Origin of the sequence: Enterococcus sp. 12C11_DIV0727 (genome assembly GCF_002148425.2) — a bacterium.
GTDB classification, from domain to species: domain Bacteria; phylum Bacillota; class Bacilli; order Lactobacillales; family Enterococcaceae; genus Enterococcus_L; species Enterococcus_L lemimoniae.
Window position 1 is genome coordinate 674839 of sequence record NZ_CP147248.1, and the last position, 13007, is coordinate 687845.

General features: G+C 36.3%; 11 protein-coding genes. 3 read left to right on the forward strand and 8 right to left on the reverse strand.

Translation table 11 applies throughout. The features are described from left to right. Positions 1 to 84: 84 nt before the first annotated feature. The gene (locus A5866_RS03330; RefSeq protein ID WP_086444388.1) at positions 85 to 1374 is read left to right on the forward strand and encodes an NAD(P)/FAD-dependent oxidoreductase; all 1290 of its coding nucleotides are present in this window, start codon (positions 85 to 87) and stop codon (positions 1372 to 1374) included. A 114-nt stretch (positions 1375 to 1488) separates the two neighbouring features. Beyond that, the gene (locus tag A5866_RS03335) at positions 1489 to 1926 is read left to right on the forward strand and encodes a hypothetical protein (RefSeq protein WP_086444387.1); all 438 of its coding nucleotides are present in this window, start codon (positions 1489 to 1491) and stop codon (positions 1924 to 1926) included. 112 nt (positions 1927 to 2038) lie between these two features. On the opposite strand, the gene A5866_RS03340 is transcribed toward A5866_RS03335, so the two are convergent. Then, complete coding sequence (locus A5866_RS03340) at positions 2039 to 3433, reverse strand: 6-phospho-beta-glucosidase (protein ID WP_086444386.1); 1395 nt, start codon at positions 3431 to 3433, stop codon at positions 2039 to 2041. Positions 3434 to 3628: 195 nt separating this feature from the next. Between A5866_RS03340 and A5866_RS03345 the strand changes: the two genes are divergently transcribed. Next, entirely contained in the window at positions 3629 to 4624 is a 996-nt protein-coding gene (locus A5866_RS03345; RefSeq protein WP_086279335.1) for a LacI family DNA-binding transcriptional regulator, read from the forward strand. A gap of 27 nt (positions 4625 to 4651) precedes the next feature. Here the strand turns inward: A5866_RS03345 and A5866_RS03350 are convergent, their stop codons facing one another. The 7 genes from A5866_RS03350 to A5866_RS03380 form a co-directional block, all read right to left on the reverse strand. Continuing rightward, on the reverse strand, positions 4652 to 5920 hold the full coding sequence (locus A5866_RS03350) for an ABC transporter permease (RefSeq protein WP_086279334.1): 1269 nt from the start codon (positions 5918 to 5920) through the stop codon (positions 4652 to 4654). Then, positions 5913 to 6812, reverse strand: coding sequence for an ABC transporter ATP-binding protein (locus tag A5866_RS03355; RefSeq protein WP_086279333.1), 900 nt, complete (start codon positions 6810 to 6812; stop codon positions 5913 to 5915). Before A5866_RS03355 ends, A5866_RS03350 begins: the two co-directional genes overlap by 8 nt. 105 nt (positions 6813 to 6917) lie before the next feature. Continuing rightward, complete coding sequence (locus A5866_RS03360) at positions 6918 to 7607, reverse strand: DUF2812 domain-containing protein (protein WP_086444385.1); 690 nt, start codon at positions 7605 to 7607, stop codon at positions 6918 to 6920. Next, complete coding sequence (locus A5866_RS03365) at positions 7608 to 7919, reverse strand: PadR family transcriptional regulator (RefSeq protein ID WP_086444384.1); 312 nt, start codon at positions 7917 to 7919, stop codon at positions 7608 to 7610. Positions 7920 to 8167: 248 nt separating this feature from the next. Further along, the gene (uvrC, locus tag A5866_RS03370) at positions 8168 to 9970 is read right to left on the reverse strand and encodes an excinuclease ABC subunit UvrC (protein WP_086444383.1); all 1803 of its coding nucleotides are present in this window, start codon (positions 9968 to 9970) and stop codon (positions 8168 to 8170) included. A 100-nt stretch (positions 9971 to 10070) separates the two neighbouring features. Further along, positions 10071 to 10385, reverse strand: coding sequence for a thioredoxin (gene trxA / locus A5866_RS03375; RefSeq protein ID WP_086279329.1), 315 nt, complete (start codon positions 10383 to 10385; stop codon positions 10071 to 10073). Between the two features lie 207 nt (positions 10386 to 10592). After that, positions 10593 to 12959, reverse strand: coding sequence for an endonuclease MutS2 (locus tag A5866_RS03380; RefSeq protein WP_086444382.1), 2367 nt, complete (start codon positions 12957 to 12959; stop codon positions 10593 to 10595). Between the last annotated feature and the right edge of the window lie 48 nt (positions 12960 to 13007).

Genomic DNA, 13007 nt, shown 5'->3' on the forward strand with positions numbered 1-13007 from the left:
CACAATTTTTTACTATGAATTGCAAAAAAAGTAGAAAAAGTTTTGAAAATTGTGTTAAACTACCATTGAATCGGAGGAGAATGTATGAAATTATATGACGTTATTGTCGTTGGCGCTGGAACTAGTGGAATGATGGCCGCTATCGCAGCAGCAACAGCCGGCAGCAAAACTTTACTAATAGAAAAAAACAAACGTGTCGGAAAAAAACTATTATTGACTGGTGGTGGGCGGTGTAATGTCACTAATAACCGACCCGCTGATGAGATCATTGCCCACATCCCAGGAAATGGTAAATTTTTATATAGTGCTTTTTCACAATTCAATAATTATGATATTATGGAATTTTTTGAGTCAAATGGCACCCACTTAAAAGAAGAGGATCATGGACGGATGTTTCCTGTTACTGATCGTTCTAAAACAATTGTAGAAACACTCTTCAACCAATTAGAACAACTTGGTGTGACAATTTATACGGAAGCAAAAGTGGAGAAAGTATTACACAAAGACGGTCAAACGATTGGAATCGCATTGGAACATGAAAAAATTTATGCACCATGTGTCATTTTAACAACAGGTGGACGCACCTATCCTTCTACCGGTTCCACAGGTGATGGATATAAGTTAGCAAAAAGACTTGGACATACCATCAGTCCTTTATATGCCACAGAATCACCTATTATCTCAAATGATTACTTTATTCAAGAGAAAACACTACAAGGACTTTCATTACAAAATATTGCTCTTTCTGTTTTAAATGAGAAAGGCAAAGTAGTTGTTACACATCAGATGGATTTGCTCTTCACTCATTTTGGTATTTCAGGACCTGCTGCTTTAAGATGTTCAAGCTTTGTGAATCAAGAACTGACTAAACACGAACAGCATCCCGTTACTTTACAATTAGATCTGTTCCCCGAAGTAGAAAGGCAAAATCTGAAAAAAGAAGTTAATACAAAGTTTTTCGAGCAACCTGAAAAATCTGTCAAAAATGCTTTGAAAAATTTTATTCCAGAACGTCTAATGGATTTTATTTTAAGCCAACTTATCATGTCTGATCTTTCAGCTAAACAAGTCTCTGATCAACAACTAGATCAATTTATCCAGCAATTAAAGTCTTTTAAGATAACTGCTGAAAAAACTTTGCCAATTGAAAAGTCTTTTGTAACTGGAGGAGGTATTTCGTTAAAAGAGATTCAACCTAAAACAATGGAAAGTAAATTAGTTAATGGTTTATTCTTTGCTGGCGAACTACTGGATATTAATGGCTATACAGGCGGTTATAATGTTACAGCAGCTTTTGTGACAGGGCATGTTGCAGGAACCCATGCTGCCGCTATTGCCGAATATACTTGTTTACCTGATCTAGAATCTGATTAAGCTTTTTAATTCGTACTAAGACTTTAGCATGAGAAAAAATATGAAATAAATCAGCCTTTTGCTTGATTCTCATGAGCAACTTTCATGAGAAAATAATCTCAAGAGGTGATTAGGATGAAAATTAACTTAAAAAGACAAACTACTTGGGGTTGTGTCCGCTATTTTACAGTCTATAAAAATGGCATTCGCCAAGGAAATTTATTTAACAATATTCCGACAGAAATGGATGTTGAATTAGGTGATACACTTGAGTTCAGAGAAGGTCTTTTCCGTTTTTCTCAAAAAGTCGTCGTTACAACAGAGACCAAAGAAATTTCAATTACAAACAGTTATCGTCTTCAGCAATTATTTTCTTTATTCATTATCTTATTTTTAGCAATTTCTCTACTTTGTCTGTCTATCAATTCCATTCAAGTTTTTTTGGCAGTTGAAATAACTTCTTTTGTCATTTTAAACCATTTGTTTCGTTATCGTTCTTATCAATTCAATGTTGAAACAAACCGACCAATACAGTCATTGTTGAAGTCTATCAGTGGTATTAAACCCGCTTGATTCTTGCTGCTTGATCTTTTTCGATAGATAACTAAAAATGTGAACCGTTTCTCTGAAAAAACTTTTTCAGGAAACGGTTCACATTTTTATAGTTAAGTGTCAATTTTATTAATTAATTACTTTTCATCAATTCTGTCACGTAAGCAACTGTCTCTGGTTGTTCACTTTCAATTTTAGCAATTGCTTCAGCAAAGTTTGGTAGATGATCTTTATGAGCAATCAATAACTCATCTAATAATGTTTTAGCCATTGAACCACCAGGCACTAAAGGATTGATCGTAAATGCGTGTAATGCTGCGCCATAATTCCCTTCAATCGCTGCACGAATCACTGTTTCTTCCATGCCTTTCATTACTTGGATGATCCCACGTGCTGCCGGTGGAAAGGCACCCCAGTTATAAGGTTCATGGCCGTGTGCTGTTACTGGACCTGAAACTTCAACAACACAGTCATATGGTAAATCAGTGATCGTTCCATTATTTTCAGTTGAAACAACCATATCCGTACGTTTATCGTTATGGATGGATGCAATCAATTCACAAGCAGCATCACTATAATGCGTGCCTCCACGTTGCTCTAGCTCTTTTGGTTTGTAATCTAAATTAGGATCTTTATATAATTCAAACAAACGAGCTTCCGTTTCTTTTACAACTTGTGCTCTAGTTTCCCCTTTTTCGAATTCTTCAATCGAATGTTTTAGCATTTCATCTTCAATATAGTAATAACGATGATAACCACAAGGCAACATACCTAAATCTTTGATTTGTTCGTAGTGGAATGGTGCATTATGAATATTTTTTAAGTGACTTTCAGAATCTTCTTGTGGTCCATAAATCAAATCGATCAATTCTTGTGTGCGTTCATTGCCTTGTTTATCCCATACACGGTGCCAATGGAAGTGGTTGATCCCAGCAAATTTGAAGAATAAATCATCTTCTGGAATGCCTAGCTTTTCAGCTGCTTGTTTTCTATGACCTATCGGCACATTACATAATCCTGCTGTTTTTTTCCAACCGCCATGTTTGATAGCAGCTTCTGTAACCATTCCGGCAGGATTGGTAAAGTTGACTAACCAAGCATCTGGACATAGCTCTTTCATATCTTCGATGATACCAAGGATCACAGGAATCGTACGGAACGCTTTAAACATACCGCCTGCTCCATTTGTTTCTTGGCCTAACACCCCATGTGACAATGGAATACGTTCGTCTTTGATTCGCGCATCAAGTAATCCTACACGGAATTGTGTGGAAACGAAGTCAGCATCTTTCAAAGCCGCACGACGATCTAATGTTAAATGAACTTCCCAATCTAATCCAGCTGCTTTGACCATACGCTTAGCCATAGCACCAACTGTTTCTAATTTTTCTTTTCCTGCTTCAATATCTACTAACCAAATCTCTTTGATTGGCAACTCATCTTTTCTTTTGATATATCCTTCGATTAATTCTGGTGTATAACTTGATCCGCCACCAATTGTTGCGATTTTCAATGCATCTCTTGTCATGTGTTTCCCTCCTGATTTCTTGTTCAGAATATGTTCTGATATCGTTTACATTCTTATCATAATATGTGGGAATGTTCCCATGTCAAGCTCTTTTTTTAATTTTTTTATGTTATACTGATAAAGTAAAAAGGTCTCAACCCTGTATAGAAAGTAAGATTCAGCTAAATGAAATAAACTCGGTAGTGAGGAGTATTTATGACAACTATTATTGATGTAGCAAAACAAGCGAACGTATCAAAATCAACTGTCTCTAGAGTTATTTCTGGAAATGGTTATGTTAGTCAAGAAAGTCGAAAAAAAGTGTTGGAAGCAATGGAAGCGTTATCGTATTCTCCTAATCTGATTGCACGAAACCTTCAAAGCGGCGAGACCAAGACGATTGGTTTTCTCGCTCAAGGCTTTTTCGATCCTTTAGGTATTTTTCTTCAAAGTTTTATTTCTATTGCCAAAAAATACAACTATTATGTTACATTATACTTTACTGACGGAGATAAAAAGAAGGAAATCGATGCCTTGAACCAAATGAAATACAAACAAATCGATGGTGTTTTTATTTTAACCCGAGCCAATAAATGGGACCTAATCGAGCCATATAGCATCTATGGTCCAATTTCTACTTGGCATCGTATTGACTCTGAGCGTATCTATTCTTCTTACATTGACCACTATTCTGGTTATTATCGCTCATTGGATTACCTTTATCAACGTGGATACCGTTCGATTGGTCATGTTTTAGGGAATTTTGAAAATTTGAATACTAAGGCCCGTTTAAAAGCTATTGATGATTTTCATCGAGCTAAACAGATTCCAATCAACGATGAGTGGATTTTCCAAGATAAATCCAGAATCAACAATGGACGGACGATTGCACAACTTTGGCATAAAATGACCAGTAAAACAGATGCAATGGCTTTTTATACAGATTCAGTTGCCGCAGAATTCATATCCGAACTTCAATTATTAGGCTATTCTGTTCCAGAAGATGTTGCTGTAATCGGATTCGATAACAGTGAAATTAGTCGTTTAATGCATATAACAACTGTGGATTATTCAATCAAGCGTCAAGCGGAAAATTCGTTTATCTATCTTCATAATCAACTCAATAAAGCGACGATCCCCGAACAAGAAATCAGTGTCCAGCTTATTGAAAGACAAACTGTTCCCTTGCGAAAACAAGAAAAAGAGCACTGAGATTTTTTCCTCAGTGCTCTTTTTTGGCTATTTCGTTACTTTTTTACGTTCATTTTTTAAGATCGAAATTGATTGTTTCAATGATTTCAAGACGCCACCTTCACTATAAACCAAGACATTTGATTTATACAATTTCGCTGAAAACATCGTCAATAATACTCCGAAAACAACTAGAATCAAAACAGAAATCATTGCCCCTGTATTTGTTACTGTTTCGCTGGCTAAACGAATCGGCATAATAAACGATGAAATCAATGGGATGTAAGAAGAGACTTTAATGACAATATTTTGCGGATCCGTTGTACCTAACGAAATCCCAATAAAATACCCAATCATTGCGATATAAATAATGGGTTGAACCGCTTTGGCAGTATCTTCTGGTTTTGATACTAACGAACCACAAAGTGCTGCTAAAACAGAATAAACTAAGACTCCTAAAACAAAGAATGCTAATGTGAAGTATAAGAAACTACCAAAAATATTGGTCGTTGAAAGTCCTTCCAACAAGCTCTTCACCATATCTAAGTTTTTCAACTGTGAATAACCAATACCAATTGCTGCAGCATAAATCACGATTTGAGTCAGCGCAACCAAAATGACACCTGTTAACTTCCCATAGAAATGAGTTTGAGCTTTTGTACTTGATAAAATAACTTCCATGATCCGAGTGCCTTTTTCAGAGGCAATCTCTTGAGCGATAATGGATGCATACGTGATGATAATCACCCAAAGAATAATCGTAATGACAAATGACATCGCTGACTGAATCCCAGTATTATCTTGTCCTGTCGTCATTTTACCATTATCATCAAAACTGACTTTTGTTTTTTCAAAATTAGCTGGTTGACTTAAACTGGCTAACTGGTCAGCTGTTAAATTTAATTTACTTGCTTTTAGTGAAGATTGCAGTCCGTTGAGCATTTGGCTCATCATTAGTTCGGTCGTTGTGCCTAAAGAAGATTCAGCATACAATTTTCCTTGAACTTGATCATTTTTCGTATCTAAAACTAGAAATGCTTCAAGATCTTTATCCTTTAACTGTTTTTCTGCCTCATCTTGTGAGGAAACCACTTTAAACGTATAATCATCTGTTTTCGATTTAGCTAATTGGGTTGCTAATTCTTGATTATCGGACACAAGCCCAACTTTCGTCTCTTCTGAAAAACCGCCTGCTAGTGAACCCGCAGCATAAATTATCCCCATCACAATAAATGGTACCAATATCATAATAACAAAAGAAACAGATTTTACATTCTTTTTATAAACATCACTTGCTATGATCCAGAATTTACTCATTTGGTTCACCTGCTTTCATCTTAAAGATTTCTTCTAAGGTTGGTGGCTGCTGATTAAACATGGGAATATAACCGAATTGTGTGGCCCGTGCAAAAATTTCTTCCCCGGCTTTTGGATCAGCTAACGTTACTTCAACCACACCATCACCACGTTTGACAGCTGTTTTTACACCATCGATAGCTAATACGTCTTCTGGAGTCAAAGGCGATTCCAAGAACACTTTTGTACGACCAAAGCTTTCACGAATATCATGAACTTTGCCATTGAGTACCATCTCGCCACTACGTAGCATCACAAGATGATCACAGATTTTTTCAACATTATCCATATTATGGCTGGAGAAAATGACACAAGAGCCTTTTTCTTTTAATGCCAGAATGCCATCTTTTAAAAGCTCAGCATTAACTGGATCTAATCCGCTAAAAGGTTCATCCAAAATAACTAATTTAGGTTCATGGATCAACGTTGCGATCAGTTGAACTTTTTGTTGGTTCCCTTTAGAAAGTGATTTTACTTTATCTGTTTTTTTGCCTTTAACTTTGAATTTTTCCATCCATTCGTCGATTTTTGGTTCAATTTCTTTTTTCGATTTCCCTCTCAATTCTGCAAAATAAATCAGTTGTTCTTGAATGGAGACCTTAGGATACAAGCCACGTTCTTCTGGTAAATAGCCAATATCATTGTAATCTTTACCACTTAATTGATGACCGTTCCAAAGTACAACCCCGCTGTCTTGGGTTAAAAAATCTAGAATCAAACGGAATGTTGTTGTTTTCCCTGCACCATTTTGACCAATCAGCCCAAGTATTTTTCCATCTGGGATTTCAAAAGACATATTGTCTACAGCTGTATAATCACCAAATGTTTTAACCAAATTCTTTACTTCTAACATTTCCCATCCTCCTATATTCAGTTCTTATTTAAAAAGTATCTTACCCGATTTAATGGTCCTGTTTTTAGTTGATGCTGAACAGATTTTACCACGTATTTGCGGTTTTTAAAAAGAATTCCTTAGTAAGATACTGACTAACATACCTACAATAAAACCAATCATTGCCAGTATTATAGAATCCCTCAAAACTTTTTGCTTTCTAGCAAATCGTTCTGGCTGATTGTAGTATTTTGTCCGATCTCTATAAATAACCAATGAAAAAATAACGCTGATCGCAACACCTAGTGGTAATACGGTAAATAACATTCCAAAAAAAATCAGTATCGTTCGAATCCACAGGTTAGCAAAAAAAATAGTTTTAGATGTTTTAGTAAAAAATAGCATGATTAGCAAAACTATCCCAATAGGTAGGTAAGCCAACGAACGAATCAGCAACCAGTTCCATTCTTTTTTCATGCGAATCCAATAGCTTTCAGCATCTGAATAAATAGTTGCCGTACCACAATCCGCTTTAAAATAGAAATATCTCTTTTTATAATTTGCTATGTTTTCCCAACCAGCTTGTTTGTAGATTACTAAATATTCAGATAATTCTTCTGATGAACCGTCAAAAAAATCTACTGAATATTCCTTTTCTTCTGACTTTCCTTTTTCAAAAACCAATAACCCAACTTGATTCATTTTTCTAAAATGCCAACCCTTTTCTCCTTGTTTCTTTAGTAGCTGCATTTCCTTCTCAGGATAAAAGGCAATTCCTCTAGAAAAAATATATTTCTTCCCCCTAAATATCTCCATTCATATCTCCCTTTTTTCAGCTAACAGACGATTTCCAGCTCGATAAAGAAGTTTACGGCGCTCAATATCCTTCTGCAAGATATCGTATCCTTTCTCTGTAATCAAATACGTTTTTTTTCGTTCATTACTATCTTCCAGAGTAATAAACTCATTTTTTTGTAGCTTTTTTAATATGGTATACATACTTGCCGGACCAATATCTACCTGCCCATTTGTTAAAACATTCACTTCTTTCATGATAGCATAACCATGTTGCGGTTTCAGTAACGCTAACAGAATTAGATAAGTAGAGTCCGTCAGTGTATCTTCCATGATATCTTACTCCTTTATATCACCTAATGATATATCACATACTGATATAATACCGAAACTTGACCTTACTGTCAAACCTTGATTTAAAATCCAAGGCATATTACTTGACAATCCATTAAAGAATAAAATGACTAGGTTACAACTCACAGAGTTATATCCTAGCCACATGAAAGTCAACTAAATAGTGAGAGCAACAGGAATTCCTTTAGAAGTAAAAAGGTTTAGATCCTCATCTCATCCTCAATCAGTTATGGATTATTTTCTTCTAAATTTATTTTTTCTTGATGCAAATGATCATACACATTTTTAGCGACATTTTTCGGTAAACCAGAGGCAATTAATTCATCAATAGTTGCTGCTGTAATATTCTTCAATGACTTAAATTGTTTTAACAGTTCTTTTTTTCGCTTCGGTCCCAATCCTTCAATATTATCTAAACGAGAAGCAAAACTGTTTTTACTACGTAATTGTCGATGAAAAGTAATCGCAAATCGATGAACTTCATCTTGGATACGCTGCAGCAAAAAGAATTCCTGGGAGTTTCTTTCTAAAGGAACAATTTCTAAATTAGGACCAAATAATAATTCACTTGTTTTGTGCTTATCATTTTTTGCAAGCCCCGCTATCGGAATGTCTAAGCCTAATTGATTATCCAATACTTCTTTTGCTGCATCTACTTGCCCTTTTCCACCATCGATCACAATCAAATCAGGGAACGGCAGATTCTCTTTTAAAACTCTTGCGTAACGGCGATAGATGACTTCACGCATCGATGCATAATCATCTGGACCTTTGACTGTTTTGATTTTGTATTTACGATATTCTTTTTTATCAGGACGTCCATCGATAAACACAACCATCGCTGAAACTGGATCAGTTCCCATGATATTCGAGTTATCAAACGCTTCGATTCTGATAGGTGCTGGAATATTCATGGCATTTCCTAATTTTTCAACTGCTCCGATTGTACGTTCTTGTTTACGCACAATAAGATCAAATTTTTCTTGCAAAGCAACTGTCGCATTCTTTCCAGCTAATTTGACTAATTTCTTTTTCTCGCCTCTTTGCGGTTGGATGACCTTAGTCGATAGCATGGCTTCAACACTAGCAATATCAATATGATCTGGAATCAAGACTTCTTTTGGAATAAAATGCTCGTTTTCTTGATAGAATTGTCCAACGAATGTTAGAAAATCCTCTTCTTCTTCATTATAAAAAGGAAAAATAGAGACATCTCGCTCAATCAATTTTCCTTGGCGAATAAAGAATACTTGCACACACATCCAACCTTTATCAACAGCAAATCCAAAAACGTCTCGATCAACTAAATCAGCATTGGTCATTTTTTGACGTGTCATCACCGTCTCGATTGCTTTGATCTGATCACGATATTCTGCCGCTTTTTCAAATTCCATGTTTTCAGCGGCTTCGTTCATCTTCCTTTGAATTTCTTCTTGAATTACAGGGTGCCCACCATTTAAAAAACTTTTGATTTCCGCAACCATTTTTGTGTACGTAGATTTAGGAATATCAAAGACACAGGGCGCTAAACATTGCCCCATATGATAATACAAACAAACTTCCTTTGGTAAGACTCGGCATTTTCTTAAAGGAAAAAGTCGATCTAACAAACGTTTAGTTTCATTGGCTGCACCTACATCTGGATACGGACCAAAATATAATGCTTTATCCTTTGATACTTTCCTAGTAATTAATAAGCGTGGATAATCTTCATTGGTGATTTTGATAAATGGGTAACTTTTATCATCTTTCAGCATTATATTATATTTAGGATCATTTTTGTGAATCAAATTAATTTCCAGTAGTAGGGCTTCAATATTGGATTCTGTTACAATATATTCAAAATCTTCGATCTCACTAACGAGCCGTTCTGTCTTTGTATCATGGCTACCAGTAAAATAAGAGCGTACGCGATTTTTTAACACTTTGGCTTTCCCAACGTAAATGATCGTACCGTTTTTATCTTTCATCAAGTAACAACCTGGTTGGTCAGGAAGTAAGGCTAACTTATTTTTGATTCTTTCGTTCATAGTACTTCCTTTCTAATCCATTGATAGAGTATATTATACCATTTTCTCCATACTTAGGCATAAAAAATAGGATGAAGAAATACTCCATCCTAAGTTTTTTTTACAGATGTTTGTCGATCAATGCACGTAACTGTTCTTTTGAATGAACACCTACTGCTTTTTCTACAACTTCTCCATCTTTTTTTAAAAGTAAAGTTGGAATACTCATGATTCCGAATGAAGCTGGTGTTGCTGGATTTTCATCTACATCCATTTTCGCAATTTTTACTTCACTTTCATCATATTCTTCACTTAATTGTTCTAAAATCGGTGATTGCATCCGACAAGGACCACACCAAGTTGCCCAAAAATCGATCAAAACAAGACCGTTATCTGTTTCTGCTGAAAAATCTTTATCTGTAATTACTTGTGTCATATTATAGACCTCCTAATTTTTAAAGCATAGCGGGTTCATCTAGCCTTGACAGGAAAATAGTAAAAATTGATTGGGATGATTTTAGTCTCACTCCATTTTATCTTTTTTCTGAAGAGTTAACCCGTGAAGCTCGGTAATCATTTCTAAAATTAGTATAGCACTGGTTCGCTGATTCGACCAGTTTTCTGCTTACTAAAGGTAAGCATCTTATTTAAACTTTACGATAGTAGCGCCATTGCCACCTTGATTGCCTGGCGCAAACTCAAAGCTACTAACACTGCGATGATTTTTTAAATAGTCAGTAATCCCTGTTCTTAAAGCACCTGTTCCTTTGCCGTGAACGATCGTGACTTGAGGGTAACCTGCTAAAATTGCTGCATCAAGATACTGATCAACTTCAGCCAGAGCCTCTTCATAGCGTTTTCCACGTAGATCCAATTGGTTCGCTACATGACTACTTTCATTTGAGCGAACAGCGGTTACTCTTTGTGTAGGTTCCTTTTCAGGTGCAACTGGGGTCATATCGCTTTCTGCAACAGACATCTTTAAGATCCCTAATTGCACTTGCCATTCATTATCGCTAGACTTACGAATTAATGTGCCTCGTTGCCCAAACGTATTAACGATAACTTCATCACCTGATTTAAGTTTCTTTTGTTCTTTCGCTTTTTTCAGCACTTTATTTTTTTCTAAATGGGTTTCTTCCTGATGCAGTTGAGAGAGTTTTGACTTAGCATCGATCAATTGGTGTTCTTTCACACCACCTTGGTTTCCACTAGTCAACTGCATTTTACGGATATCTGAGATAATACCGCTCGCTTCTTCTTCTGCTTGAGAAACCAATTCATTGGCTTTTTGACGAGCTTTTGCCATTTCTTTTTCACGCTCATCGAAAAAGTACCCATAGGCTTCTTTTAATTCTTTATGCAAGCGTTCAGCCTCATCCACGTAATGACGAACCTCTAAATACTCAGTTTCAGCCATTTTACGACGGTTTTCCAAATCAGCAATCATTTCATTTAAATCTTGGCTTTCACCATCCATGATATGTTTTGCTTCATCGATGATTGATGTATCTAACCCTAGACGTTTTGAAATTTCAAATGCATTACTACGTCCTGGAACACCAATCAATAGGCGATAAGTCGGGCTTAGTGTGTCTACGTCAAACTCCATACTAGCATTGATTGTGCCTGCTCGATTGTAGCCATAAACTTTTAACTCAGGGTAATGAGTTGTTGCCATCACATAAGCACTTTTGCTACCCAGTGCATCTAAAATGGAAATGGCTAGTGCTGCCCCTTCTTGAGGATCCGTTCCAGCACCTAATTCGTCAAATAGGACTAAACTATGGTTATCAACTTTTTTCAACACCTCAACAATGTTTGTCATGTGCGAAGAAAAAGTACTCAAACTTTGCTCGATCGATTGTTCGTCACCGATATCTGCAAAAACTTCGTCAAAAATCCCCATACGGCTTTCTTCGCCTGCTGGAATTGGCAAGCCTGATTGTCCCATCAATTGAAGTAACCCGAGCGTTTTCAATGTAATCGTCTTACCACCCGTATTGGGTCCTGTGATCACGACAGCTTGATACTCTTTACCAATTGTTATGTCGTTTGGAACAGCCTTCTCTTGATCTAAAAGAGGATGTCTCGCTTGTTTAAAATAAATGTGATTTTCTGCACTGATTTCAGGAACGACTGCTTTTAATTCCTTACCAAAACGAGCTTTTGCGTTTACAAAGTCTAATTTGCCGATAACATACGCATTGTGCATGATATCATTGCGATGAGGAACTAACTCTGCTGATAACTCAGCTAAAATCCGTTCAATTTCATTGCGCTCTGCAATTTGATGCTGACGCAAGCGATTATTCAGATCAACGATTTGTTTTGGTTCAACAAATAATGTTTGTCCTGAAGCACTTTGGTCATGGACTACACCGCCAAAAATACTTTTGTATTCTTGTTTAACTGGAATTACATAGCGTTCATTTCTCATTGTCACAATTGCATCACTTAAATATTTAGCATTTTTCCCTCTAACAATGCCATCTAATTGTTCACGAATTGTTTGTTCGCTTCTACGAATATTATTGCGAATGATTTTTAATTCAGGTGACGCTTCATCTGTCACTCGACCATCTTCATCGATTGACTCTTTTAATCTGCGACTTAATTCTGGTAAAACAATCAATTGATCGATCCAAGAATACAGTCGAAGTAATTCGATTTCGCTCTCCTGCAAATCGTTAAAAAAGCGAATAACTTCAGAGGTGGTAGAGAGTACTCGCCCTACATGAGCCAATTCGATACCATTCAAATCAGCGCCTATTTCGATACGTTTCATATGAGGACGAATATTCTCTAGCTTAGGAATTGGGATACCCCCTCGTAAGCGTTGGATTTTTAATCCATCTTCCGTTTCTTCCAACCAAGCCTGAATTGTCATTGCATCATTTACAGGGACAAGCTGTTCGATCTCTTCTCCCCCTTGAGCTGTAACGACGTATTGGGAGATCAACTGTTTGACCTTGTCAAAGCCTAGTGTTGTTAAAATTCGTGTATTCATTTTTTCACCTTCTGTTCTTGTAAGACTTGCTACAAGTACTACTTGAAA